The sequence below is a fragment of the Pseudomonas sp. AC247 genome (genome assembly GCF_979258015.1).
This window is the reverse complement of record NZ_OZ409829.1, coordinates 3,494,009-3,518,541: the sequence shown is the minus strand read 5'-3', so window position 1 is coordinate 3,518,541 and position 24,533 is coordinate 3,494,009. Positions and strand designations below refer to the sequence as shown.

At 56.9% G+C, this 24,533-nt stretch carries 31 protein-coding genes; 22 read left to right on the top strand and 9 right to left on the bottom strand.

Annotated features, from left to right (window positions below):
• Nucleotides 1-170 precede the first annotated feature (170 nt).
• The gene (locus ACZZ0B_RS15985) at nucleotides 171-647 is read left to right on the top strand and encodes a hypothetical protein (protein WP_463545739.1); all 477 of its coding nucleotides are present in this window, start codon (nucleotides 171-173) and stop codon (nucleotides 645-647) included.
• Between the two features lie 51 nt (nucleotides 648-698).
• Here the strand turns inward: ACZZ0B_RS15985 and ACZZ0B_RS15980 are convergent, their stop codons facing one another.
• Nucleotides 699-1,034 (bottom strand): hypothetical protein, encoded by a 336-nt coding sequence (locus ACZZ0B_RS15980; RefSeq protein ID WP_463545738.1) that lies wholly within the window; start codon nucleotides 1,032-1,034, stop codon nucleotides 699-701.
• Nucleotides 1,031-1,504 carry a hypothetical protein gene (locus ACZZ0B_RS15975; protein WP_463545737.1) on the bottom strand — a complete coding sequence of 158 codons (474 nt, stop codon included), beginning with the start codon at nucleotides 1,502-1,504 and terminating at the stop codon, nucleotides 1,031-1,033. The genes ACZZ0B_RS15980 and ACZZ0B_RS15975 overlap by 4 nt, the downstream gene beginning before the upstream one ends.
• A 394-nt stretch (nucleotides 1,505-1,898) precedes the next feature.
• Between ACZZ0B_RS15975 and ACZZ0B_RS15970 the strand changes: the two genes are divergently transcribed.
• A complete protein-coding gene (locus ACZZ0B_RS15970) occupies nucleotides 1,899-2,354 on the top strand; it encodes a DUF2214 family protein (protein ID WP_463545736.1) in 456 nt (151 codons plus the stop codon).
• 209 nt (nucleotides 2,355-2,563) lie between these two features.
• Here the strand turns inward: ACZZ0B_RS15970 and csrA are convergent, their stop codons facing one another.
• On the bottom strand, nucleotides 2,564-2,758 hold the full coding sequence (csrA, locus tag ACZZ0B_RS15965) for a carbon storage regulator CsrA (protein ID WP_003179932.1): 195 nt from the start codon (nucleotides 2,756-2,758) through the stop codon (nucleotides 2,564-2,566).
• Nucleotides 2,759-3,008: 250 nt separating this feature from the next.
• Here csrA and ACZZ0B_RS15960 point away from each other — a divergent pair, with 250 nt between their 5' ends.
• Both ACZZ0B_RS15960 and ACZZ0B_RS15955 read left to right on the top strand, forming a co-directional pair.
• Nucleotides 3,009-3,377 (top strand): hypothetical protein, encoded by a 369-nt coding sequence (locus ACZZ0B_RS15960; RefSeq protein WP_008083248.1) that lies wholly within the window; start codon nucleotides 3,009-3,011, stop codon nucleotides 3,375-3,377.
• Nucleotides 3,378-3,464: 87 nt separating this feature from the next.
• On the top strand, nucleotides 3,465-4,376 hold the full coding sequence (locus tag ACZZ0B_RS15955; RefSeq protein WP_463545735.1) for a siderophore-interacting protein: 912 nt from the start codon (nucleotides 3,465-3,467) through the stop codon (nucleotides 4,374-4,376).
• A gap of 58 nt (nucleotides 4,377-4,434) precedes the next feature.
• Here the strand turns inward: ACZZ0B_RS15955 and ACZZ0B_RS15950 are convergent, their stop codons facing one another.
• The 3 genes from ACZZ0B_RS15950 to ACZZ0B_RS15940 form a co-directional block, all read right to left on the bottom strand.
• Nucleotides 4,435-5,127 (bottom strand): endonuclease, encoded by a 693-nt coding sequence (locus tag ACZZ0B_RS15950; RefSeq protein WP_008083251.1) that lies wholly within the window; start codon nucleotides 5,125-5,127, stop codon nucleotides 4,435-4,437.
• Nucleotides 5,128-5,131: 4 nt separating this feature from the next.
• Nucleotides 5,132-5,401, bottom strand: a complete 270-nt coding sequence (locus ACZZ0B_RS15945; protein ID WP_371924610.1) for a DUF1654 domain-containing protein — start codon at nucleotides 5,399-5,401, stop codon at nucleotides 5,132-5,134.
• A gap of 198 nt (nucleotides 5,402-5,599) precedes the next feature.
• Nucleotides 5,600-6,688, bottom strand: coding sequence for an asparaginase (locus ACZZ0B_RS15940; RefSeq protein WP_008083255.1), 1,089 nt, complete (start codon nucleotides 6,686-6,688; stop codon nucleotides 5,600-5,602).
• Between the two features lie 341 nt (nucleotides 6,689-7,029).
• On the opposite strand from ACZZ0B_RS15940, the gene ACZZ0B_RS15935 reads away from it, so the two are divergent.
• The 8 genes from ACZZ0B_RS15935 to ACZZ0B_RS15900 all read left to right on the top strand — a co-directional run bounded on the left by ACZZ0B_RS15935 (nucleotide 7,030) and on the right by ACZZ0B_RS15900 (nucleotide 14,645).
• Complete coding sequence (locus ACZZ0B_RS15935) at nucleotides 7,030-7,476, top strand: hypothetical protein (RefSeq protein WP_463545734.1); 447 nt, start codon at nucleotides 7,030-7,032, stop codon at nucleotides 7,474-7,476.
• A gap of 196 nt (nucleotides 7,477-7,672) precedes the next feature.
• Nucleotides 7,673-8,629 (top strand): sugar ABC transporter substrate-binding protein, encoded by a 957-nt coding sequence (locus ACZZ0B_RS15930; protein WP_007913476.1) that lies wholly within the window; start codon nucleotides 7,673-7,675, stop codon nucleotides 8,627-8,629.
• Between the two features lie 56 nt (nucleotides 8,630-8,685).
• The gene (locus ACZZ0B_RS15925) at nucleotides 8,686-10,239 is read left to right on the top strand and encodes a sugar ABC transporter ATP-binding protein (protein ID WP_463545733.1); all 1,554 of its coding nucleotides are present in this window, start codon (nucleotides 8,686-8,688) and stop codon (nucleotides 10,237-10,239) included.
• Complete coding sequence (locus ACZZ0B_RS15920; RefSeq protein WP_008083263.1) at nucleotides 10,236-11,213, top strand: ABC transporter permease; 978 nt, start codon at nucleotides 10,236-10,238, stop codon at nucleotides 11,211-11,213. The genes ACZZ0B_RS15925 and ACZZ0B_RS15920 overlap by 4 nt, the downstream gene beginning before the upstream one ends.
• 9 nt (nucleotides 11,214-11,222) lie before the next feature.
• Nucleotides 11,223-12,242, top strand: coding sequence for a LacI family DNA-binding transcriptional regulator (locus ACZZ0B_RS15915; protein ID WP_440096493.1), 1,020 nt, complete (start codon nucleotides 11,223-11,225; stop codon nucleotides 12,240-12,242).
• Nucleotides 12,243-12,266: 24 nt separating this feature from the next.
• On the top strand, nucleotides 12,267-13,184 hold the full coding sequence (gene rbsK, locus ACZZ0B_RS15910; RefSeq protein ID WP_463545732.1) for a ribokinase: 918 nt from the start codon (nucleotides 12,267-12,269) through the stop codon (nucleotides 13,182-13,184).
• Nucleotides 13,181-13,585: a D-ribose pyranase gene (rbsD, locus tag ACZZ0B_RS15905; protein ID WP_008083269.1), complete on the top strand. Its 405-nt coding sequence runs from the start codon at nucleotides 13,181-13,183 to the stop codon at nucleotides 13,583-13,585. Before rbsK ends, rbsD begins: the two co-directional genes overlap by 4 nt.
• 31 nt (nucleotides 13,586-13,616) lie before the next feature.
• A complete protein-coding gene (locus tag ACZZ0B_RS15900; RefSeq protein ID WP_008083271.1) occupies nucleotides 13,617-14,645 on the top strand; it encodes a nucleoside hydrolase in 1,029 nt (342 codons plus the stop codon).
• A gap of 148 nt (nucleotides 14,646-14,793) precedes the next feature.
• Here the strand turns inward: ACZZ0B_RS15900 and ACZZ0B_RS15895 are convergent, their stop codons facing one another.
• Complete coding sequence (locus ACZZ0B_RS15895) at nucleotides 14,794-15,000, bottom strand: hypothetical protein (RefSeq protein WP_463545731.1); 207 nt, start codon at nucleotides 14,998-15,000, stop codon at nucleotides 14,794-14,796.
• A gap of 132 nt (nucleotides 15,001-15,132) precedes the next feature.
• On the opposite strand from ACZZ0B_RS15895, the gene ACZZ0B_RS15890 reads away from it, so the two are divergent.
• Nucleotides 15,133-15,438, top strand: a complete 306-nt coding sequence (locus ACZZ0B_RS15890; protein ID WP_463545730.1) for a hypothetical protein — start codon at nucleotides 15,133-15,135, stop codon at nucleotides 15,436-15,438.
• A 166-nt stretch (nucleotides 15,439-15,604) separates the two neighbouring features.
• Complete coding sequence (locus ACZZ0B_RS15885; protein WP_008083276.1) at nucleotides 15,605-15,922, top strand: I78 family peptidase inhibitor; 318 nt, start codon at nucleotides 15,605-15,607, stop codon at nucleotides 15,920-15,922.
• Between the two features lie 72 nt (nucleotides 15,923-15,994).
• Here the strand turns inward: ACZZ0B_RS15885 and ACZZ0B_RS15880 are convergent, their stop codons facing one another.
• A complete protein-coding gene (locus ACZZ0B_RS15880) occupies nucleotides 15,995-16,207 on the bottom strand; it encodes a cold-shock protein (protein ID WP_003179963.1) in 213 nt (70 codons plus the stop codon).
• Between the two features lie 290 nt (nucleotides 16,208-16,497).
• Complete coding sequence (locus ACZZ0B_RS15875; protein WP_008083281.1) at nucleotides 16,498-16,800, bottom strand: hypothetical protein; 303 nt, start codon at nucleotides 16,798-16,800, stop codon at nucleotides 16,498-16,500.
• Between the two features lie 371 nt (nucleotides 16,801-17,171).
• Between ACZZ0B_RS15875 and thrS the strand changes: the two genes are divergently transcribed.
• The 8 genes from thrS to ACZZ0B_RS15835 all read left to right on the top strand — a co-directional run bounded on the left by thrS (nucleotide 17,172) and on the right by ACZZ0B_RS15835 (nucleotide 24,459).
• Entirely contained in the window at nucleotides 17,172-19,094 is a 1,923-nt protein-coding gene (gene thrS, locus ACZZ0B_RS15870; protein ID WP_007913488.1) for a threonine--tRNA ligase, read from the top strand.
• On the top strand, nucleotides 19,094-19,645 hold the full coding sequence (gene infC / locus ACZZ0B_RS15865) for a translation initiation factor IF-3 (RefSeq protein WP_170947229.1): 552 nt from the start codon (nucleotides 19,094-19,096) through the stop codon (nucleotides 19,643-19,645). The genes thrS and infC overlap by 1 nt, the downstream gene beginning before the upstream one ends.
• A gap of 60 nt (nucleotides 19,646-19,705) precedes the next feature.
• On the top strand, nucleotides 19,706-19,900 hold the full coding sequence (gene rpmI / locus ACZZ0B_RS15860) for a 50S ribosomal protein L35 (RefSeq protein ID WP_002553160.1): 195 nt from the start codon (nucleotides 19,706-19,708) through the stop codon (nucleotides 19,898-19,900).
• Between the two features lie 28 nt (nucleotides 19,901-19,928).
• Nucleotides 19,929-20,285 carry a 50S ribosomal protein L20 gene (rplT, locus tag ACZZ0B_RS15855; RefSeq protein ID WP_007913489.1) on the top strand — a complete coding sequence of 119 codons (357 nt, stop codon included), beginning with the start codon at nucleotides 19,929-19,931 and terminating at the stop codon, nucleotides 20,283-20,285.
• A 109-nt stretch (nucleotides 20,286-20,394) separates the two neighbouring features.
• On the top strand, nucleotides 20,395-21,411 hold the full coding sequence (pheS, locus tag ACZZ0B_RS15850; protein WP_003226365.1) for a phenylalanine--tRNA ligase subunit alpha: 1,017 nt from the start codon (nucleotides 20,395-20,397) through the stop codon (nucleotides 21,409-21,411).
• 26 nt (nucleotides 21,412-21,437) lie between these two features.
• The gene (gene pheT, locus ACZZ0B_RS15845) at nucleotides 21,438-23,816 is read left to right on the top strand and encodes a phenylalanine--tRNA ligase subunit beta (RefSeq protein ID WP_463545729.1); all 2,379 of its coding nucleotides are present in this window, start codon (nucleotides 21,438-21,440) and stop codon (nucleotides 23,814-23,816) included.
• A 3-nt stretch (nucleotides 23,817-23,819) separates the two neighbouring features.
• Nucleotides 23,820-24,122, top strand: a complete 303-nt coding sequence (gene ihfA, locus ACZZ0B_RS15840; RefSeq protein ID WP_002553164.1) for an integration host factor subunit alpha — start codon at nucleotides 23,820-23,822, stop codon at nucleotides 24,120-24,122.
• Nucleotides 24,103-24,459: a MerR family transcriptional regulator gene (locus ACZZ0B_RS15835; RefSeq protein ID WP_003179985.1), complete on the top strand. Its 357-nt coding sequence runs from the start codon at nucleotides 24,103-24,105 to the stop codon at nucleotides 24,457-24,459. The genes ihfA and ACZZ0B_RS15835 overlap by 20 nt, the downstream gene beginning before the upstream one ends.
• Nucleotides 24,460-24,533 lie beyond the last annotated feature (74 nt).

Below are 24,533 nucleotides of genomic sequence, written 5' to 3'. Positions count from 1 at the left end.
TCGCGCCTACCAAACAAAATCCGCTCTGCTGGGCGGTCTAGAAGGGCCCACCGAAAGGTGGGCCCTTTTTTGTTGTCTGGCGTTTGGGCAAGCTTTGGGAATGTTTTGGGCAAACGACCACCGAACACACTGCAGAGCGTCAAAGCACAGCAAGTAAATGGAGAGATGAAATGGAACTTCGCAGCGAGTTAATGCCGCCTGTGCTGGATGAATCCCGGGTTGCCCGGCTGACCAAGCTGGCGCAAGAGATTGATTGCGGGCACCCCGAGCAGACGCTGAGTCAGTTGGCGCAATTCAATCGTGAGGCCATGACCGAGCTTGAGTTCATCGACTTCCAAGGCATTTATGGTGGTCAGGATCACGATACGTGGGTTCGCAAGATCCTGGCCACGCCTTACGAGCAGCGCGTGGCAGACATCACCAGGCAAGAGTTGATCGAACTGGCTCGCAGGGTCATGGAGGGCGATGGCGCCGATCATGACGTCGAGTTCTGGCTGAGCATGCTGGAAATCAACATTCCGAATGAGCGGATATCGGATTTGATTTTCTGGCCAGACGAATACTTTGACGATGTCAGTTATTCGCAGGTGCTGTCCCCGGAGCAGGTGATCGATATCGCCTCAAAGGATGGACAGGCCACACTGTGAAAATGCTCGCCACCATCCTGTGTCCCGTGAGCGCGGGTGTGCAGGGCGGGTCTACGGACACTTGAAGTCCCAGGCATCAACGACCAGGTCTTCAACTTCTTCGCCCGTCGTCGAGATGCCCAGGCATTCGCTGTTTTTTTGGTAATGGAATTCGCAATATTGCACGCCTTGGGTGCATCGCTCGATTTCTACAATGCCGATTCTTTCCAGTTCTACGGCAGTGCCAACGGGCTGCATCGCTTTTGGTGCGCTTGGCTGCCAGCCGTGTTTGATCAATGCTTTTCGCGCGGATAGAAACGGCATGCCTTTTTTAATCGGGATGTCGGTTGCGCAGGCAAGCGCGCTGGAGAAACAAAGCAGGATGCAAGCGCCGGGGAGGCATCTCACTTTTCAAGGTTTTCCTGTTCTACGTCAGGGCATTCAAAGTTCCACGAATAAATTCTCATGTCCTTGGTCTCTTCCCCGACGGTGCCAACCCCCAGGCAGGTGTTGTTTTTGGTGTAGTTGAAGATGCAGTACTGAACGCCCATGGAGCAGGATTCAACTTCAACAAAGCCTTTTCTCACGAGGATGTTTTCGACACCGTATTCGCCGGAATAGGTTTTGTTAGGTTGCCAGCCACTTTGCAGCAGCGCTTTTCTCGCACCTATAAACGACATGCCTTCCTTGATAGGGACATCGGTCGCGTTGGCGAAGAGGCTGATGCAACACAAGAAGCTGATGAGCAGGGTTTGGCGTTTCATTTTTTCGCGGCCATCAACGCTTGTGGGGTTCTGGCGCGGCTTGCGTGGATTGTGCAGGCCTCCACGACGAATGAAGGGCGAGGGCGTCCTGTCCATAGGCGAAGAAGTTTTCAATGTTTACCGTTCGTGTAAATTTGCGCGGGAATAATCCTCCTGCGCGGAAGCGGTGGTCAACAACTCTTACACTGTCAGATCGGTTGATTTTTGACCGTCTGTCGCCAGCGTCCTTTTAAAAAGTGTGGATATTGAATGACTTACGATGATTATTAACCGACCGGTTATCAAAAATAAGTTGTTACACGTCAATTGATTCAGTAACATTCGCCCCGCGTTCACCACCACGGTTTATGCATTTTTAAATCCCAAGCTTCCATCAGCTGCTTGGGATTTTTTTTGCCTGCGATTTGGCATTGCTACCGTCGTCCTGACAATTGCACACGGGCAAAACCATACTTTTTCAACTACTACTGACTGGCCGATTTTCAACTCTTTGCGCAGGAGTGTGTCGATGCTGGTTCACTGGTCGCTTGCTGCTATTCATCTACTGGCGTTTGCCTTGGGTTTCTGGGCGGTGCTCACGCGAGGCATTGCATTCAATCGCCTGGCGGCTGGGACGGCGGATGCCGGTCGTGTACTGATCGCCGATAACCTGTGGGGTATTTCTGCCGTGATTCTGCTGATCACCGGTGGAATGCGTGCCTTCGGCGGTTATGAAAAGGGCACTGACTATTACCTCCACCAGCCGCTGTTCCACCTGAAGATGACGCTGTTCGTGCTGGTTCTGTTGGTCGAGCTTGCACCGATGATCACGTTGATCAAATGGCGCATTGCCTCAGCACGCGGCACGGCGTTCGATACCTCTCGGGCAAAGTTGTTTGCGCGAATCAGTCATGTTGAAGCGCTCTTGTTGGTGCTGATCGTGATTGCAGCGACTGGGATGGCGCGTGGCGTGACATTTGGCTAGGAGGGCAAATTCGCTGAGTCCTATCGGAAATGTCCGACAGCCAGACTCAATCATGGCGGGTAGTATCGCCGGAACAGGAGGGGGTGAAGGGGCTCATGTGTCAGGCGCCGTGCCCAAGGGGATTGGGAAGCGGGTGGCAATACGGCGCGTGAATCTTTAGCCAGTCATTACGCGCAGGTAAAAGAACTGGCTACTGACTGCAATGTGGCTCAGGGCGTTTGTGGCTTGTCCGGTGCGGTCAGGCCAGCCTGAATGCGCTGATAAATTTCTTCACGGTGCACGGCAACGTTTTTTGGAGCGTTGATGCCGATGCGGACTTGTTGGCCGCTTACGCCGAGGATGGTGATCGTAATGTCATCACCAATATTTATGCTTTCACCGACTTTGCGGGTGAGTATCAGCATGGTCTTCTCCTTGATTGCTTTGTAGGGCACCTGATTCAGACAGTGCAGAGGTCGGTGGTACGTATAGATTAGTGCGAAGTCTCACGGTTTGGGTGCCTCTTTCTGACGCGCAGATGCGGCATTAATTCCCAGGGCGTAACTATACAGAGGCTGCAATCATCAATCTCGTTGTTTTGTGCCCATTTTGCGGGGCTCGCGAAGTATTTTTGAATGTTAAGATCGCCGCTTTGAGAATTTCGAGGAAAGCGTTGTGCGCAAATTGGTCTGGGTAGTCGCGGCACTGGTTTTGGCCGGTTGTGGTGAAGGCAAGAGTGTAGACGTGCCGAAGCCGAAAACGGCAGTGACAGCAGCGCCTGCGGTGGCCTCTGCTCCGCAGTGGGATCTTGAGGTGCGCGGTGAAACGCCTCAAGCGGTCAGCGACTTGAGCGGCTGGCTGATCGAGCATGCCTTCGTGCCCACAGTCATCAAGGACAGCAGCGGCAAGACGCGCATTCTGATTGGCCCGTTCAATTCCCAGGCCGAGGCTGAAGCACGAAAGGTGCAAGTGGACGCCGCCTTGGTGAAGGCGAAAAAGCAGAACGTTGAATCGGTGCTGGTCGAGCATCCGCTCACCCCGTAAGCGGTCCGTTCGGCGGAGCTGCCTAAAGGCAATCAAACGCGATTCGTTCCTATTGGAATCGCTGATGATTTCCACAAGGAGCTCCCCATGGCCTCCGCCAATCCGTACAAATTGTTCGATGTTGTCCTGCACCGTAAAACCAGGCTGAGCCCGCACATGATGCGGATCACTCTCGCCGGTTCACCTGTCAATGAAATGGCCACTTGGGCACCGGATCAGCGGGTGAAGCTGTTTTTTCCGGCCGCTGACGGTTCGCAATCAAGTCTCGCCCAGGAAGAGGGCTGGTACGCTCGATTCAAGTCGATGCTTGCCGATCGACGTCCCGCGATGCGCACCTACACCATCCGTCATCTGCGCGCCGAACAGGGCGAAGTGGATATCGATTTTGTCCTGCACGGTGAAACCGGTCCGGCCTCACGTTGGGCGTTGCGTGCGCAGCCAGGCGATTCGATGCAGATTCTTGCCCCTGACAATCATTTTTCAGCGCAGGAAGCCGGCGGATTCGAATGGAAGCCCCCGCAAATCCTCAAACAATTATTGTTGGTTGCTGACGCCACGGCGCTGCCGGCGGCCATGGGCATTCTTGATGAGTTGGCGGCGCTTGCCGAGCCGCCGCAGGTGCAGGCCTTTTTCGAGGTGGACAGCGCTCAGGACATGCTTGCCGTGCCGGACTGGCCGGGGTTGTCGGTGCAGTGGTTGATTCGCGATCAGGCAAATGAAACGGCCGCCGGAACACTGATGGTGGAAGCCGTGCGTGAGGCGACCTTGCCCGTCCATTTATCGCCAGCGGGGCGTGCAATCGAGTTGGCCGATGTCGATATCGACAAAGACATTCTCTGGGAAATTGCCGATACCGCCCCTGAAGGATTTTACGGCTGGATCGCTGGTGAGTCGGCAGCGGTGATGAGTTTGCGCCGGTACCTGATCAAGGAATGCGGCATCCCGCGCGAGTCGCTCAACCTGATGGGCTATTGGCGCTACAACAAGGCCGGCAGCTAGTCACAAACGAAAAGGCCCCGAGCATCACACTCGGGGCCTTTTGTTTTTACGCGTCTGTTCAGCCGCAGGTTTTCAGATTCACCGGGCCGACAAATTCGTTACCGCGTCCCATCACGCACGCTACGCTCTGATTGCGCTGGCGCTCCCAGTCTTGCACCGGGTAAGTCTTGTCCCAGGCTTCATACAATTGCCGATCCTGTTTCGACAGGCGCAAGCCATATTGCTTGCTCATGTAGAAATAAGTGCGGGCAATCATGCCGCGAATCGACGGGCGAGGCATGACCTTCTTCGCCTTGAAATCGACCTGGGTCAGGCACGAACCGTACTGCCCGGATTGCACCGGCAGCCAGCCGTAGCTGAAGTTGCTGCGGTCGCCATTGACCTCGCCAATGCTTGGCACCAGGTTATGCAGATCGGCTTCGGCTTTTTGATAGGTCGGGTCGTAACGCGTGCAGTTCTTGCGCCCACCTTCTTGCCAGCATTGGCGCTGATGGCCAAATTGCCAGGCCGGCACAATGTGTTCCCACTCGATGCGCGACGCGCGCTTGGCATTCTTGCGCGGGACGTAACCACACGCCTTCAGATCGACCTTGTTGCCAGTGTATTTGCACCCGCAATAAAACTCGGTGGACTGCGGTGCGTAGAGCTTCCACGCAACCTTCTTGGCTTCAGAAAAAGTGCGTGGCGCCCCAGCTTGGGCGCCAAAAGCGATGAACGATAACAACAGCAAAGCAAAACAGCGGACACTCATTGAATCAATCTTCCTTCGGCACAACCCAAAAAATCTGCACGCCACCGTCGTCGCGGTAGGCAAGGGTAACGTTGTCGTTCTCGTCGATTTCCTCGAGCAGGCGCTCCCACTCATCCATCGGCTCGTCCGGCAGACGGAAGATCAGCGCCGCTTTGGCTTTTTGTGCGGTAGGGGAGTTGATGATTTTTTGAACGCGCAGACCCATGCGTTCGAAAGCGTCAGGAGCATCAGGGGAGGTGGCCACGAGGTTATCCTTATTAAGCTGTACGTGCATACAGTATTTAACTGTAAGCATTTTCGCAACTGCTTAAAATTCAAGAAAATCCTCTGACAGCGGTTTTCCGAATTTGGTGTAAGGCGCGTCGTGTTTTTTGTAGGAAAAATGCAGGAGGGATGTGGGCGACACACCACTCGCCCGGTAAACGAGTGGCGTGAAGAGTGCCCGATCAAGAACAGATCGGGCGAAGGTCAATCAGTATTCCCAGAACATCCGCTGCAGCTCTTTGCTGTCATTGGTTTTGGTCAGTGCGACCATGGCCAGGATGCGGGCTTTCTGTGGGTTCAAGTCGTGCGCGACAACCCAGTCATACTTGTCGTCAGGCTGTTCGGCGTTACGTAGAACGAAACCGCCGGCATTGACGTGGGACGAGCGAATGATTTGCACGCCGTCCTTGCGCAGTGCTTGCAGGGTTGGCACTACGCGCGAGGACACCGAGCCGTTGCCAGTACCGGCATGGATGATTGCCTTGGCGCCGGATTGCGCCAGTGCTTTGTAGGCAGTGTCGCTGACGTTGCCGTAGGAATAGGCGATCTCTACGTCAGGCAGGCTCTTGATGTTCTTGATGTCGAATTCCGAATCCATGGTGTGGCGCTTGGCAGGCAAGCGGAACCAGTAGGATTTGCCTTCAACCACCATGCCCAGTGGGCCCCAGGCGCTTTTGAACGCTTCGGTCTTGATGTTGATCATTTTGCTGACATCGCGACCCGACTGGATCTCGTCGTTCATGGTCACCAGTACGCCTTTGCCATGCGCTTCTTTGCTGCTGGCGACGGCCACGGCGTTGTACAGGTTGAGCATGCCGTCGGCGGACATGGCGGTGCCCGGGCGCATCGAGCCGACAACGATGATCGGCTTGTCGGTTTTTTCCACCAGGTTGAGGAAGTACGCGGTTTCTTCGAGGGTGTCGGTGCCGTGGGTGATGACGATGCCGTCAACGTCTTTGCTGTCAGCCAGTTCGGCGACGCGACGCCCCAGTTGCAGCAGGTTGTCGTTGGTGATGCTTTCGGAAGCGATCTGCATGACTTGTTCGCCACGCACATTTGCCAGCTTGCTCAGCTCGGGAATGCCGGCGATCAGTTGCTCGACGCCGACCTTGGCCGCTTGATAGGTCGCACTGTTGGCCGCGCTGGCGCCTGCGCCGGCGATGGTACCGCCGGTGGCAAGTACCACGACATTGGCGAGTTTGGTCTGGGTTTCGACTTCTTTTGCCTGAAGGGCGGTAGGCAGGAGCAGGAGGAGGGCCAAAGCGCCCGGAACCAAGGTGTTGAAAGCAGATTTCATTATTTTTCTCTCTAGTAGTGAGACGGTGCTGATGCAGGTTCATCTAGATACACCCCGAACCGATCTGGATGTCCGGGGTGCAGAGGAGGGAGCAGGATCTGTACCAGACGTACTATGCTGGAGAAAAATGTTTAACCTGATGATTTACATCAATATTTTGTAGATGGTCGAATCGTTGGTACGAAGCGCTCATCCGGGTTTCCGAACACCGGCGGGGTAGTTGTTCGGCTGACCGAAAAGTACAAGCGGTGATCGGGGCGGTTGTTTCCCGCTCTTGGCTAAAGAAACCGCCGTGCAGGCCGATGCGTGTTCAAGGAATCTGGATTTATTGAGGAGTTAACATGTCACTGTCGGTTGGTTTTCCAAATGCCAGCGCTATCACCATTGGCGGCAAGTCCACGGCCACCGTTAATGCGCTCAGCGATGCAACTGCCGAGACTTCCACGCAGTTGCTGGGTAAGGAAGAAGGCGATTCCAAGCAGGTCAGAACTGGCGGTGCCGCGCAGGAAGAAAGCAAGGCCCAGAGCGGCGGCGATCAAAGCATTGCGGTAAAAATGCTGCTCAAGCGGATGCAGGAACTGCAAAAACAATTGCAGGAACAGCAGCAACAACTGGCGGCCGCGCAAGCTGCAAGTTACCCAACGCCGGAAGCCAAGGCGACTGCAGTCATGTCGATTCAGGGGCAGATTGCTGATACCAACGGTGCACTCTCGGAAGTTTCCGGCAACCTGATCAAGGAGCTGGCAAAAGATTCCAGCAGCGGCGGCCTGATCAGCACCACGGCGTGACAGTGGGGCGAATCGAGCGATTCGCCCTGCAACAATTACTATTTCTGAATGTTGACAAATGTCGGCGGGATTCGCATAGTCTGGTCTACGCAAACGTTTGCGCGGCTTTCTCGGTGGAGTATTCCGTTGAACAAGCCAAATTAGCTTACGCCAGCGCAAGCGTTGCTCACAATAATCATAAGATCGGAGTGAACCCATGAAGCTGCCATTCGCTGGACGCCTTCTTGCTGTCGCTATGCTGGCTGCCACAGCCGCCGCACTACCTGTCTCCTCGGCGTTCGCCGAATCTGCTGAAAAACCCAAAGTCGCGCTGGTCATGAAATCCCTGGCCAACGAATTCTTCCTGACCATGGAAGACGGCGCCAAGGCCTACCAGAAAGAACACTCCGCCGATTTCGACCTGATCTCCAACGGCATCAAGGATGAAACCGACACCGCTGGCCAGACCCGTATCGTCGAGCAGATGATTCTGGCCAAGGTCAATGCTCTGGTGATCGCGCCTTCTGATTCCAAGGCCATGGTGCCGGTGATCAAGAAAGCCGTCGACGCCGGCATCACCGTGATCAACATCGACAACCAGCTCGATCCGGCCATCGTCAAAAGCAAAAACATCAGCGTGCCTTTCGTAGGCCCGGACAACCGCAAAGGCGCGCGTCTGGTCGGCGAATACCTGGCCAAGCAGCTCAAGGCCGGTGACGAAGTCGGCATCATTGAAGGCGTTTCGACGACGACCAACGCGCAGCAGCGTACCGCGGGCTTCAAAGATGCGATGGACGCCGCGCAGATCAAGATCGTTTCCCTGCAGTCCGGTGACTGGGAAATCGACAAGGGCAACAAGGTTGCTGCGTCGATCCTCAGCGAATACCCGGACGTCAAAGCGCTGCTGGCCGGTAACGACAGCATGGCCGTCGGTGCCGTTTCCGCCGTACGAGCTGCCGGCAAGGCTGGCCAGGTGAAGGTCGTCGGTTACGACAACATCAATGCGATCAAGCCAATGTTGAAAGACGGCCGTGTGTTGGCCACTGCTGACCAGTTCGCTGCCAAGCAAGCCGTATTCGGCATCGAAACCGCGCTGAAAATCATCAAGGGCGAGAAAGTCGACAGCGGCGCCAACGGCGTGATCGAAACACCGGTCGAGCTGGTCACCCAGTAAGTCTTCTGGCGACACAACGGCGCTCGTCCGTCCGGGCGAGCGCATGGAGAGTTTTTATGTCAGTTTCCGCCCCGAACGCTGTCCTCTCGGTCAGCGGTATCGGTAAGACCTATGCGCAACCGGTGCTGACCGGCATCGAGTTGACGCTGATGCGCGGTGAAGTACTGGCGCTGACCGGCGAGAATGGCGCCGGTAAAAGCACCTTGTCGAAAATCATTGGCGGACTGGTCACCCCGACCACCGGCCAGATGCAGTTTCAGGGCAAGGATTATCGCCCGGGCAGCCGTACCCAGGCCGAAGACCTCGGCGTGCGCATGGTCATGCAAGAACTCAATCTGTTGCCGACCCTGTCGGTGGCGGAGAACCTGTTTCTCGATAATCTGCCGAGCAACGGTGGCTGGATCAGCCGCAAGCAACTGCGCAAAGCGGCGATCGAAGCCATGGCGCAAGTCGGCCTCGACGCAATCGATCCGGACACACTGGTCGGCGAATTGGGTATCGGCCATCAGCAGATGGTTGAAATCGCCCGCAACCTGATCGGCGATTGCCATGTGCTGATTCTCGATGAGCCGACCGCGATGCTCACCGCGCGCGAAGTTGAAATGCTCTTCGAGCAGATCACCCGCTTGCAGGCGCGCGGCGTCTCGATCATCTACATTTCCCACCGCCTCGAAGAGCTGGCCCGTGTGGCGCAGCGCATTGCCGTACTGCGCGACGGCAATCTGGTCTGCGTCGAGCCGATGGCCAATTACAACAGCGAGCAACTGGTCACGCTGATGGTCGGCCGCGAGCTGGGCGAGCATATTGATATGGGCGCGCGCAATATTGGCGCGCCGGCGTTGACGGTCAAAGGCCTGACTCGCTCCGACAAGGTTCGCGATGTTTCCTTCGAGGTGCGTGCCGGCGAGATTTTCGGGATTTCCGGACTGATCGGGGCAGGGCGCACAGAGTTGTTGCGCTTGATCTTCGGTGCAGACACCGCCGACAGCGGCACCATCGCCCTCGGTTCGCCAGCGAAAGTGGTCAGTGTGCGCTCGCCGGTCGATGCAGTGCGCAATGGCATCGCGCTGATCACTGAAGACCGCAAGGGCGAAGGTTTGCTGCTCAGTCAGTCGATCAGCGCGAACATTGCGCTGGGCAACATGCCGGAAATTTCCAGCGGCGGTGTCGTCAATAACGGCGATGAAATCGCCCTTGCCAAGCGTCAGATCGACGCCATGCGCATCCGCAGTTCGAGCCCGACACAGCTTGTTTCAGAGTTGTCCGGTGGTAACCAGCAGAAGGTGGTGATCGGCCGTTGGCTGGAACGTGATTGTTCGGTACTGCTGTTCGATGAGCCCACCCGTGGCATCGACGTCGGCGCCAAGTTCGACATTTATGCATTGCTCGGCGAACTGACTCGCCAGGGCAAAGCGCTGGTGGTGGTGTCCAGTGACCTGCGCGAACTGATGCTGATCTGCGACCGCATCGGCGTGTTGTCGGCCGGGCGTCTGATCGACACGTTCGAGCGCGACAGCTGGACTCAGGATGATTTGCTTGCCGCCGCGTTCGCCGGCTACCAAAAACGTGATGCGTTGCTCAACGAAGCGGCGCCTAGGGATCTCCCATGAAAACTGCATCTCCTGCCGGCAAACGTAGTGGCAATTTCTACGGCCTGGGCACTTATCTCGGTCTGGCCGGGGCCTTGCTGGCGATGATTGCGCTGTTCTCGGTCTTGAGCAGCCACTTTCTGTCCTATAACACCTTCAGCACCTTGGCCAACCAGATCCCGGATTTGATGGTGCTGGCGGTCGGCATGACGTTCGTATTGATCATCGGCGGCATCGACCTTTCGGTCGGTTCGGTATTGGCGCTGGCGGCATCGACGGTCAGCGTGGCGATTCTCGGCTGGGGCTGGGGCGTGTTGCCCTCGGCGTTGCTGGGCATGGCGGTGGCGGCACTGGCCGGCACAGTCACTGGGTCGATCACCGTTGCGTGGCGGATTCCATCGTTTATCGTCTCTCTCGGCGTGCTGGAAATGGCTCGCGGCCTGGCCTATCAGATGACCGGGTCGCGCACTGCCTACATCGGCGACTCGTTTGCCTGGCTGTCGAATCCCATCGCGTTCGGTATCTCGCCTTCGTTCATCATTGCCTTTTTGGTCATCATCATTGCCCAGGCGGTTCTGACGCGCACCGTGTTCGGTCGCTACCTGATCGGCATCGGCACCAACGAAGAAGCAGTGCGACTCGCCGGGATCAATCCCAAGCCCTACAAGATTCTGGTGTTCAGCCTGATGGGGTTGCTTGCCGGTATCGCGGCGCTGTTCCAGATTTCCCGTCTGGAAGCAGCGGATCCGAATGCCGGCTCCGGTCTGGAACTGCAAGTGATCGCGGCCGTGGTCATCGGCGGCACCAGCCTGATGGGCGGGCGCGGTTCGGTGATCAGCACCTTCTTTGGCGTGTTGATCATTTCCGTACTGGCGGCCGGTCTGGCGCAAATCGGTGCGACTGAACCGACCAAACGTATCATCACCGGTGCGGTGATCGTCATCGCCGTGGTGCTCGATACTTATCGCAGTCAACGCGCCAGTCGACGGGGCTAAGAAACCGATATGGCAACGATCAAGGATGTGGCGGCGCTCGCGGGGATTTCCTACACGACCGTGTCCCACGTGGTGAACAACACCCGGCCGGTCAGCCAGCAAGTGCGGCTGAAAGTCGAGGCGGCGATCAAGAGTCTCGACTATGTGCCGAGTGCGGTGGCGCGCTCACTCAAAGCCAAGACCACCGCGACCATCGGCCTGCTGGTGCCCAACAGTCTGAACCCGTACTTCGCCGAGTTGGCGCGGGGTATCGAGGATTACTGTGAGCGTAACGGCTACTGCGTGATCCTCTGCAACTCCGACGACAACCCGGAAAAGCAGCGCAGCTATTTGCGTGTGCTGCTGGAAAAACGCATCGACGGTTTGATTGTTGCCTCCGCCGGCGGTGACAGTGGTCTGGCGCAAGGGCTGGCGGGTGTGAAAACGCCCATGGTCATCGTCGACCGGGGTCTGGACGGCGTCGATGCCGATCTGGTGCGCATCGACCACGAATACGGCGCCTACCTCGCGACTCGCCACCTGTTGGAACTGGGCCATCGCGACATCGCCACCATCGGCGGCCCGGCGAGTACCAGCGTGGCGCAGATGCGTCAGGCCGGTTATTGCCGGGCGCTGAAAGAGGCCGGTATCGAAGTGCGCCAGGCGCGCATGCTGGAAAGTGATTTTACCAGCACCGGCGGTTACAACGCGGCAGCGATCCTGCTTGAAGACAACCCGCCCAGCGCGATCTTTGCCGGTAACGACATGATCGGTATCGGCGTGCTGCGCGCAGCGGCGGAGCGCAACGTGCGTGTGCCGAGCGAGTTGTCGGTAATCGGCTTCGACGATATCCAGATGAGCCGCTACGTATACCCGGCGCTGACCACCGTCGGCCAGTCGATCCTGCAACTGGGTGAGATGGCGGCTGAAGTATTGTTGCGAAGGATTGCCACCCCGAATCTGGGCACCGATCAACGCATCGTGACCCCGAGTATTGTCCTGCGCGAATCGACCGCGCCGCTGTCCGGCGTGTTCACCGAATACCGCTGAAACCGAATTGACGAGTAATGATGTATGCCAGCAAATGTAGTGGTAATAGGCAGCCTGAACATGGATCTGGTGACCCGGGCGCCACGCCTCCCTGTAGGCGGTGAAACGCTGATCGGTCATTCCTTTGCCACGGTGTCCGGCGGCAAGGGTGCCAATCAGGCCGTCGCCGCTGCGCGACTGGGGGCGCAAGTGGCGATGGTCGGTTGCGTCGGCAACGACGACTACGGCGTGCAATTGCGCGACGCCTTGCTGGCCGAGCGGATTGATTGCCAGGCGGTGAGCGTTGTCGAGGATTCCAGTGGCGTGGCGCTGATCGTGGTCGATGACAACAGCCAGAACGCGATTGTCATTGTCGCTGGGGCCAATGGCGCGATGACACCGGCAGTGATCGACCGTTTTGATGCCGTGTTGCAAGCGGCGGACGTCGTCATCTGCCAGCTGGAAATTCCCGACGCAACCGTTGGCCATGCGCTGAAACGGGCGCGCGCGCTTGGCAAAACCGTGATCCTCAACCCGGCGCCGGCCAGCCGTCCTCTGCCCGCCGACTGGTTTGCCGCGATCGATTATCTGATCCCCAACGAAAGCGAGGCGAGCGCGTTGAGCGGGTTGCCGGTGGACTCGCTGAAATCCGCTGAAAAAGCGGCCAGTCACCTGATCGCCATGGGTGCGGGCAAGGTCATCATTACCCTCGGTGCTCAAGGCTCTTTGTTTGCCAACGGTCAGGGTTTCGAGCATTTCCCGGCGCCGAAAGTGCAGGCCGTCGACACCACAGCGGCGGGGGACACCTTCGTCGGTGGTTTCGCCGCTGCATTGGCCGCTGGCAAATCAGAAGCCGAGGCGATTCGCTACGGGCAGATCGCTGCGGCACTGTCGGTCACTCGCGCCGGCGCGCAGCCGTCCATTCCAACCCTATCCGACGTACAGGCCTTTAAACCCGCATGAAAAAAACTCCTCTGCTCAACGTCGCGTTGTCGCGGCTGATTGCCTCCCTGGGCCATGGCGACATGGTGGTCATCGGTGACGCCGGGCTGCCGGTGCCGCCAGGTGTCGAGCTGATTGATCTGGCGCTGACCCACGGCGTGCCGGATTTCGTCAGCACCTTGAACGTCGTGCTCAGCGAGATGCAGGTGGAAAGTCATGCGCTGGCCAAAGAGATCTTCGACAAGCAACCGACGGCGCTGAATACGCTGGACGCGTTGAATGAAGAGGGCGCCTTGGGGCGTCGCGATCTGCTCAGTCACGAGCAATTCAAGGTGCTTAGCCGACAGGCGCGGGCGATTGTTCGTACGGGCGAATGCCAGCCGTACTGCAACATCGTGCTGGTCGCCGGGGTTACCTTTTAATTTTTGATTTCACCAGCACAAGGAATGCGCCATGCAACGCTATGCTCTGAAACTGCACCAACTGCTCCGGAGTCTGCTGCTCTTGTCCGTTATCTCTGCAACCGGCGCTCACGCGGCGGAAAAAATCGATCTGATCATCGACACCGATCCAGGCGCTGACGATGTCGTCGCCTTGCTGTTCGCCCTGGCCTCGCCGGACGAGCTGAATATTCGCGCGTTGACTACCGTGGCCGGCAACGTCCGTCTGGACAAGACATCGCGTAACGCCCGCCTGGCCCGCGAGTGGGCAGGGCGCGAAGACGTACCGGTTTACGCCGGAGCGCCGAAGCCGCTGATGCGCACGCCGATCTACGCCGAAAACATCCATGGCAAGGAAGGCCTGTCGGGTGTCGCCGTGCATGAGCCGAAAAAAGGCCTGGCTGAAGGCAATGCGGTCAATTACTTGATCGATACCCTGAAAACAGCCAAGCCGCACAGCATCACTATCGCCATGCTCGGTCCGCAGACCAACCTGGCGCTGGCACTGATCCAAGAGCCGGAAATTGTTCAGGGCATCAAGGAAGTGGTGGTCATGGGTGGCGCGCACTTCAATGGCGGCAATATCACCCCGGTTGCCGAATTCAACCTGTTTGCTGACCCGCAAGCGGCCGAAGTGGTGCTCAAGAGTGGCGTGAAACTGACCTATCTGCCGCTGGACGTGACCCACAAGATTCTCACCAGTGACGCGCGCCTGAAGCAGATTGCCGCGCTGAACAACAATGCGAGCAAAATTGTCGGCGACATTCTCAACGAGTACATCAAGGGCGATATGGAGCACTACGGTATTCCGGGTGGTCCGGTGCATGACGCTACCGTTGTCGCCTACCTGCTCAAGCCTGAGCTGTTCACCGGTCGTTCGGTGAATGTCGTGGTTGATAGCCGTGAAGGGCCGACTTTCGGTCAGACAATTGTTGACTGGTATGACGGCCTGAAGGCGCCGAAGAATGCGTTCTGGGTGGAAAATGGCGATGCTCAGGGCTTCTTTGATTTGCTCACCGAGCGTCTGAAGCGTTTGAAATAAAGCATTCGCACTCGCAGAAGGTGCGTCGCCAGGAAGGCCGCCTTCGCGAGCAAGCTCGGCTCCTACAAATTAACGCGACCCTGTAAGAGCCGAGCTTGCTCGCGAAGAGGCCCGCACAGACACCCCAAACTTTCAGTCCTGCAAAGCTTCACACCTTTTCTGCATGCCCGAATTTTTCAGTCGGATAACGCTCGAAAATCTGCTTGATGAATTGCTGGGCCGCTTCCGTGCCCAGCTCTTTGACCAATAGATCGATCCCGATCAGTGCCAGTTCTTCCGTAGTCCCCGGACTATAGGAGCTGTGTCCGTCTGCCCACTTGGCTTTAATGTCGGCGTCGATGCTGATGGTGGTCATGAGGTACGCTCGAGAAGTCGCGAAGTCTGTGCGTCGAGTTAACCATTTTGTCGGGCATTTGGCACTGCGACTTAGGCATGAGCGGAGTGCTATGCGACACTTGGTCTTTTACGGCTTTCCAAGGATCGTGCTGTGCAGATCGATTTGAATACCCCTGACGGCCTCACGCTTGATGCCGTGCGCCAACTGCTCGCCTCGGCCAGTGACGACGAACACACTCAATTGCGTGTGACCAAAGGAGGTATTGCTTACATTTCCTCAGGCGTGACCGGTGGTCAGGATATCGACGGCCTGCTGTTCCGACTCGAAACCTGGGCCAAGGGCTCCGGTTATGTGGGCAATGTCGCGGCCAGCGATGAGGTGTGGGTGATGCAGATTTTCAATGCGCTAAAGGACAATTGGCCGAATCCGCCGTTCGACTACATCGACGTTTACTGAGCACGTTAATATTCAGTCACGATTGATTGATGAAGAGCCGGTTGTCGCTCAGGCACACTCGGCGTTTTTCCGATAGTGGGGCAAGGTGATGGCATTTGCCGTGAAACCAAACGCCGGAATGGCGGTCGCACGATCTCAGCTTAACTTTTGAAAACAAGGAGGCTTCATGCCTTTGAAGTTCGCGACACTGGGTGCACTTATGGCCGTTGCCATGTTGGCCGGTTGCAGTACGACCTCCAGCGAGTCGGCAAAGGATCCGGTGGCGACCGAAGCCGGTCACAGCCGTTGTGAAGCATCGGCGGCGCAATTCGCCATCGGCAAGAAAGCTTCGCCAGAACTGCTGGAGCAGGCGCGGGCCAAGGCGGGTGCGCAGAATGCACGGTTCCTCAAGCCGACCGATATGATCACGTTGGAATACCGTTCTGATCGCCTGAACCTGAACACCGATAACAACCTGGTGATCAATCGCGTCAACTGCGGCTGATTGCAGGGCGCTTTTGTTGCAGGCATAAAAAACCCCGTCACATGGACGGGGTTTTTTTAGTGCGCCGAGAAATTACTCTGGGCGAACCTGTGCAGCTTGCATACCCTTTTGGCCTTTCTCAGCCACGAAGGAGACGGTCTGGCCTTCTTTCAGGCTTTTGAAACCGTCGGATTCGATAGCTTTGAAGTGTACGAACAGGTCGTCACCGCCACCTTGAGGAGTGATGAAGCCGAAGCCTTTTTCATCGTTGAACCATTTAACGGTGCCGGTTTGGCGATTAGACATGGTGTATCTCCAAGAAACATATATTTTCAGTAGTACTGTGCTGCTCAGGCCAACTGGGCACACCGGAGTATCATAGTCGAAATGTTCGCTTTGGTAGCCCCCCGGACGTGCTGTTTGCCAATCAGTCGTGTTTTCTTTACTGCCTTTATCGGCTGAAAGCCCCGGTTTACAAGGCTTTCAGCGGAACGTAAAGACGATAAAAAAACCTGTAAAACCTGCATAAATCGTCTGAAAAGACGCAAATTCAGCCCTTTTCAGGGGCGCTGAGCCGATTCAGAACGCTTTTTTGATCACTTTTTCGCCGGGGTGTTGGCCTTGCATTTGGCGATTTGGCCCAGCGCTTTCTGCTGCAGTTCAGGGGTGGCCTTATTGTCCATCAGTGCCTGAATGTCGCTCGCTGGATAGGATTTGATGGCGTCAGCGCCACAGGCGCAATGAGATTTGGCCGCCGCAGCGCCAATCTGTGGGGTCGCTGCCTGGGTGCACTGCGCCATGTACTTCTCGCGTTCACCCTTAGGCCAATCGGCGTGGGCGCTCAGCGGCAGCAGCAGAACAATGGGGGCGACTACGGCGAACAGGGTATTCAGACGCATGCGAGGATGCTCCTTGTGGGTCAATGTCTTGTTATCTGAGGGCTTGAAGGCCGATCAAGTTCAGCACTCTGGCATAAAAACGGACGATTTGCCTTCTGATCAAACAGAGGCATAAGTGACCGCTCATCTGTGCTAGCATGCCGGGCTCAAGCGTTCTCAGGCGCCGGATGGCCTTCAGCCCCGGACGCGGTCAGCGTGCGAATACTTCGATTTGAATCCCAGTCACTCTGGTTCGGTTTTCCGGTTGGCCGCAAGGCTCCTGCCGCTGTAAGGCAGGCGTTCGTCATTGAATGGCCTGGATCGGATCTTGTACTGGCTCATCCCAACCCACGTGACCTTTGGTAGGGGTCACCACTAGGAGAGGAGGCGCCATGCCAACTATTACTCTTCCCGACGGCAGTCAACGTTCATTCGATCACCCGGTTTCCGTAGCCGAGGTCGCCGCATCCATTGGTGCTGGCTTGGCCAAAGCCACTCTGGCCGGCAAGGTCAATGGTCAACTGGTCGACGCCAGCGACATCATCAGCAGCGACGCGACCCTGCAAATCATCACGCCAAAGGATGAAGAGGGGCTGGAGATCATTCGCCACTCTTGCGCTCACCTGGTGGGTCATGCGGTCAAGCAGCTGTACCCGACCGCTAAAATGGTCATCGGTCCGGTCATCGACGAAGGCTTCTATTACGACATCGCCTTCGAACGTCCTTTCACTCCGGACGACATGGCTGCCATCGAACAGCGCATGCAGCAGCTGATCGAGAAAGATTACGACGTGATCAAGAAAGTCACTCCGCGCGCCGAAGTGATCGAAGTGTTCAAGGCCCGTGGCGAAGACTACAAACTGCGCCTGGTCGAAGACATGCCGAACGAACAGGCCATGGGTCTGTACTATCACGAAGAATACGTCGACATGTGCCGCGGTCCGCACGTGCCGAACACGCGTTTCCTGAAATCCTTCAAGCTGACCAAGCTGTCCGGTGCCTACTGGCGCGGCGACGCCAAGAACGAGCAATTGCAGCGCGTTTACGGCACCGCTTGGGCAGACAAGAAGCAACTGGCGGCTTACATCCAGCGCATCGAAGAAGCTGAAAAGCGCGATCACCGCAAGATCGGCAAGCGTCTGGGCCTGTTCCACACCCAGGAAGAATCCCCGGGCATGGTGTTCTGGCACCCGAACGGCTGGACGCTGTACCAGGTGCTCGAGCAGTACATGCGCAAGATCCAGCGCGACAACGGCTACCTTGAGATCAAGACCCCTCAAGTCGTTGACCGCAGCCTGTGGGAGAAATCCGGGCACTGGGCCAACTACGCCGACAACATGTTCACCACGCAGTCGGAAAACCGCGACTACGCCATCAAGCCGATGAACTGCCCATGCCACGTGCAGGTGTTCAACCAAGGCCTGAAAAGCTACCGCGAGTTGCCGATGCGTCTGGCCGAATTCGGTGCCTGCCACCGTAACGAGCCGTCGGGTGCGCTGCACGGCATCATGCGTGTACGTGCGTTCACTCAGGACGACGCTCACATCTTCTGCACCGAAGAGCAGATGCAGGCCGAATCCGCTGCATTCATCAAGCTGACCATGGATGTTTATCGCGACTTCGGCTTCACCGACGTCGAAATGAAACTGTCCACTCGTCCGGAAAAACGCGTCGGTTCTGACGAGTTGTGGGATCGCGCTGAAGCTGCACTGGCTGCAGCCCTTGATTCTGCGGGCCTGCCGTACGATCTGCAGCCGGGTGAGGGTGCGTTCTACGGTCCGAAGATCGAGTTCTCGCTAAAAGATTGCCTCGGTCGCGTCTGGCAATGTGGTACCTTGCAGCTCGATTTTAACCTGCCTGTCCGTTTGGGCGCTGAATACGTCTCCGAAGACAACAGCCGCAAACACCCAGTGATGTTGCACCGCGCGATCCTCGGTTCCTTCGAGCGTTTCGTCGGTATTTTGATCGAGCACTATGAAGGTGCATTCCCTGCGTGGCTCGCGCCGACCCAGGCGGTGATCATGAATATCACTGATAAACAGGCAGATTTTGTTGCAGAAGTTGAAAAAACTCTCAACGAAAGCGGATTTCGTGCCAAGTCCGACTTGAGAAATGAAAAGATCGGCTTTAAAATCCGCGAGCATACTTTGCTCAAGGTTCCCTATCTCTTGGTAATCGGAGATAAGGAAGTCGAGATGCAGACTGTCGCTGTGCGTACTCGTGAAGGTGCTGACCTGGGCTCGATGCCCGTCGCCCAGTTCGCTGAGTTTCTCGCGCAAGCGGTTTCCCGGCGTGGTCGCCCAGATTCGGAGTAATTATTATTAAGCGTGAAATGAGACAAGATAAACGAGCTGCACCGAAAGCCCCGATCAACGAGAATATCTCGGCACGCGAGGTTCGGTTAATTGGGGCTGAAGGTGAACAGCTTGGGATTGTGTCAATTGAAGACGCGCTTCTTAAGGCTGAAGAGGCCAAACTGGATTTGGTGGAAATTTCCGCCGATGCAGTACCCCCTGTTTGCAAACTGATGGACTACGGCAAATCGATCTTCGAGAAGAAGAAGCAGGTTGCCGCGGCCAAGAAAAACCAGAAGCAGATTCAGGTTAAAGAAATCAAGTTTCGTCCAGGGACGGAGGAAGGGGATTACCAGGTAAAACTGCGCAACCTGGTACGTTTCCTGAGTGATGGGGACAGGGCCAAGGTATCCTTGCGATTCCGCGGCCGTGAGATGGCCCACCAGGAGCTGGGGATGGAACTCCTCAAGCGGGTTGAAGCTGACCTGCTCGAGTACGGTTCGGTCGAACAGCATCCTAAGATGGAAGGACGCCAGCTGATCATGGTCATCGCCCCGAAAAAGAAGAAGTAATCAACAGGGCACGGCAGGCCTTCTGATTATGTTTATCAACTGAATGCGGAGTATCCGAACATGCCAAAAATGAAAACCAAAAGTGGTGCTGCTAAGCGGTTTCTGAAAACTGCTAACGGTATCAAGCACAAGCACGCTTTCAAGAGCCACATCCTGACTAAAATGTCGACCAAGCGTAAGCGTCAACTGCGCGGTAGCAGCTTGCTGCATCCGTCTGACGTGGCAAAAGTCGAGCGCATGCTGCGCCTTCGTTAATTTTAGTCAAGAATAGAGGAAGTAACTCATGGCTCGTGTAAAGCGTGGCGTCATTGCCCGTAAGCGTCACAAAAAAATTCTGAAACTTGCTAAAGGCTACTACGGTGCACGTTCGCGCGTATTCCGTGTTGCCAAGCAAGCGGTAATCAAGGCAGGCCAATACGCCTACCGTGACCGTCGTCAGAAAAAACGTCAGTTCCGCGCTCTGTGGATCGCTCGTATCAACGCTGGTGCTCGTGTTAACGGTCTGTCCTACAGCCGTTTCATCGCTGGCCTGAAAAAAGCGTCCATCGAGATCGACCGTAAGGTTCTGGCTGATCTGGCAGTGAACGAAAAAGCGGTGTTTGCTGCGATTGTCGAGAAAGCTAAAGCCACCTTGGCTTAAGTACCCCCGACAATCACCCGGCCTCACTTCCGTGGGGCCAGGTGGTAAACGTCTTAAATAGGGGAAGAGCCTTCAAGCTCTTCCCCTATTTTGTATCTGGAGTCTGTACATGGAAAACCTGGATGCGCTGGTCTCTCAAGCACTAGAGGCTGTGCAAAGCGCTGAAGATATCAATGCCCTGGAGCAAATCCGGGTTCAATACCTTGGCAAAAAGGGTGAATTGACTCAGGTGATGAAGACCCTGGGGAATTTGCCGGCAGAAGAGCGTCCGCAAGTCGGCGCCCTGATCAACGTTGCCAAGGAACGTGTTACAGGCGTTCTCAATGCGCGCATGGCCCTGTTTGAAGAAGCCGAACTGGCTGCCAAACTGTCCGCCGAGTCCATTGACGTAACGTTGCCGGGCCGTGGTCAGACCTCCGGTGGTCTGCATCCGGTGACCCGTACTCTGGAACGTGTTGAACAGTTCTTCACCCGTATCGGCTACGGCATTGCCGAAGGCCCTGAGGTCGAAGACGACTATCACAACTTTGAAGCGCTCAACATCCCAGGCCATCACCCGGCCCGGTCGATGCATGACACCTTCTATTTCAATGCCAACATGCTGCTGCGCACCCATACCTCGCCGGTACAGGTCCGCACCATGGAATCGAAGCAGCCACCGATCCGCATCGTCTGCCCAGGCCGTGTGTATCGCAGCGACTCCGATATCACCCACTCGCCGATGTTCCACCAGGTCGAAGGCCTGCTGGTTGACCGCGACATCAATTTTGCCGATCTCAAAGGCACCATCGAAGAATTCCTGCGGGTGTTCTTCGAGAAAGAACTGGCCGTACGTTTCCGTCCTTCGTACTTCCCGTTCACCGAGCCATCCGCCGAAGTCGATATGGAATGCGTGATGTGCAGCGGTAAAGGCTGCCGCGTCTGCAAGCAGACTGGCTGGCTGGAAGTGATGGGCTGCGGCATGGTTCACCCGAACGTGCTGCGCATGTCCGGCATCGATCCGGAAGAGTTCTCCGGCTTTGCCTTTGGCATGGGCGTCGAGCGTCTGGCCATGCTCCGTTACGGCGTGAACGACTTGCGTCTGTTCTTCGACAACGACTTGCGGTTCCTCGCGCAATTTCGCTAGTCGTAACGAATTCTTAGGAGAGCAGGATGAAATTCAGTGAACAATGGCTGCGTGGCTGGGTTAGCCCGCAGGTAGATCGCGATGAGCTGGTTGCTCGTCTGTCGATGGCCGGTCTTGAGGTCGATAGCGTTACGCCGGCCGCCGGTGTTTTCAGCGGCGTGGTCGTGGGCGAGGTGCTGAGCACCGAGCAACACCCGGATGCCGACAAGTTGCGCGTTTGCCAGGTGAGCAATGGCGCGGAAACCTTCCAGGTCGTGTGCGGTGCGCCAAACGTGCGTCCGGGCCTGAAGATTCCGTTCGCCATGATCGGTGCCGAGCTGCCGGGCGACTTCAAAATCAAGAAAGCCAAGCTGCGTGGCGTCGAGTCCAACGGCATGCTGTGCTCGCAAGCCGAGCTGCAAGTCGGTGAAGGCAACGACGGTCTCATGGAGCTGCCGGCCGATGCGCCGGTGGGTGAAGATTTCCGCGTGTATCTGGATCTGGAAGACGCCAGCATCGAGGTCGACCTTACCCCGAACCGTGGCGACTGCCTGTCCCTGGCTGGTCTGGCCCGTGAAGTCGGCGCGCTGTACGACGCGCCGGTTACCCGTCCGGTGGTCATGGCCATTCCTGCCGTGCACGACGAAGTGCGTTCGGTAGAAGTACTGGCCCCTGCTGCATGCCCACGTTACCTGGGTCGTGTGATCCGTAACGTTGATCTGTCCAAGCCAACCCCGCTGTGGATGGTTGAGCGTCTGCGTCGCGCCGACGTGCGCAGCATCGATGCTGCCGTCGACATCACCAACTACGTGATGCTCGAACTGGGTCAGCCACTGCACGCTTTCGATCTCGCCGAAATCAATGGCGGCATCCGTGTACGCATGGCGGAAGAGGGCGAGAAGCTGGTGCTGCTCGACGGTCAGGAAGTCAGCCTGCGTAGCGATACGCTGGTGATTGCCGACCACACTCGCGCTCTGGCGATTGCCGGTGTCATGGGTGGCGAGCACAGCGGTGTGTCCGCGACCACTCGCGACGTATTCCTGGAATCCGCATTCTTCGACCAGATCGCTGTCGCTGGCAAGGCTCGCTCCTACGGTCTGCACACCGATGCGTCGCACCGCTACGAGCGTGGCGTTGACTGGCAACTGGCCCGTGAAGCCATGGAGCGCGCCACTGGCCTGCTGCTGGAAATCACTGGCGGTGAAGCTGGCCCGGTCATCGAGACCGTCAGCGAACAGCACCTGCCATCAATCGCGCCGATCACTCTGCGTTCCCAGCGCATCGCTCAGATGCTGGGCATGGAAATGGATTCGGCACAGGTCGAGCGGCTGCTCAGCGGTCTGGGTCTTGGCATTACTGCCGATGATGAAGGCCAGTGGCGCGTAGAAGTGCCAAGCCATCGCTTCGACATCAGCCTGGAAGTCGATCTGATCGAAGAACTGGCTCGCCTGTACGGTTACAACCGTCTGCCGGTGCGTTACCCGCAAGCTCGCCTGGCACCGCAAGCCAAGGCTGAAGCGCGTAGCGACCTGCCGGAACTGCGTCGCCTGTTGGTGGCCCGTGGTTATCAGGAAGCGATCACCTACAGCTTCATCGATCCACGTCAGTTCGAACTGTTCAATCCGGGCGTTGAGCCGCTGTTGTTGGCCAATCCGATCTCCAACGACATGGCCGCCATGCGTTCTTCGCTGTGGCCAGGTTTGGTCAAGGCGCTGCAGCACAACCTCAACCGTCAGCAAGATCGCGTGCGTCTGTTCGAGAGCGGTCTGCGCTTTGTTGGTCAGCTGGAAGGCCTGAAGCAAGAGCCGATGCTGTCCGGTGTGGTTTGCGGTAGCCGTCTGCCGGAAGGCTGGGCGCAAGGTCGCGACACCGTCGACTTCTTCGACGTCAAAGCTGACGTGGAAGCGGTGCTGGGCTTCGCCGGTGCGCTGGATTCGTTCACTTTCGCTCCGGGCAAACACCCGGCGCTGCACCCGGGTCAAACCGCGCGCATCGAGCGGGAAGGGCGTGAAGTCGGTTTCATCGGTGCCATTCACCCTGAACTGTCGAAAGCTCTGGGTCTGGACCGTCCGGTCTTCGTTTTCGAGCTGGTCCTGGCTGAAGTGGCACTCGGTAAAATGCCGAAATTCCACGAGTTGTCGCGCTTTCCTGAAGTGCGTCGTGACCTTGCACTGATTGCGCACAAAGACGTCGCCGCCTCGGCAGTACTGGACGTAATCCGTGAAAATGCAGGCGAATGGCTCACAGATCTCAGGCTGTTTGACGTATATCAGGGTAAAGGCATTGATCCTGATAGAAAAAGCCTTGCAGTTGGCTTGACCTGGCAGCATCCATCGCGCACTCTTAATGACGATGAGGTGAATTCGACGACGCAAAATATCCTCACCTCGCTCGAACAAAGGTTGAACGCCACGTTAAGGAAGTGACGTATGGGGGCTTTGACGAAAGCTGAGATGGCGGAACGTCTGTATGAGGAGCTGGGCCTGAACAAGCGGGAAGCCAAGGAATTGGTCGAACTGTTTTTTGAGGAAATCAGGCACGCTCTTGAAGACAACGAGCAGGTCAAATTGTCCGGTTTCGGCAATTTCGACCTTCGGGACAAACGCCAGCGGCCTGGCCGCAACCCGAAAACGGGGGAAGAAATCCCGATCACGGCTCGCCGTGTGGTCACCTTTCGTCCAGGGCAGAAGTTGAAGGCCCGAGTTGAGGCTTATGCTGGAACCAAGTCATAACGACGAACTTCCCGTCATCCCGGGCAAACGCTACTTCACCATTGGTGAAGTCAGCGAGCTGTGTGCCGTAAAGCCACACGTGCTTCGCTACTGGGAGCAGGAGTTTCCTCAACTCAACCCCGTCAAACGCCGCGGAAACCGCCGGTATTATCAGCGCCAGGATGTGCTGATGATCCGGCAGATCCGCGCGCTCCTTTATGATCAAGGTTTCACCATCGGCGGCGCACGCTTGCGCCTGTCCGGCGATGAGGCCAAAGACGACACGACCCAGTACAAGCAGATGATTCGGCAGATGATTGCCGAATTGGAAGATGTACTGGTGGTCCTCAAGAAATAAAAAGCTGCTTTTGAATACTTCCAGTTTTCAAAAGCTTGCGCTATATTCTTGAGCGCTCTTCGAGGTGAAGGGCG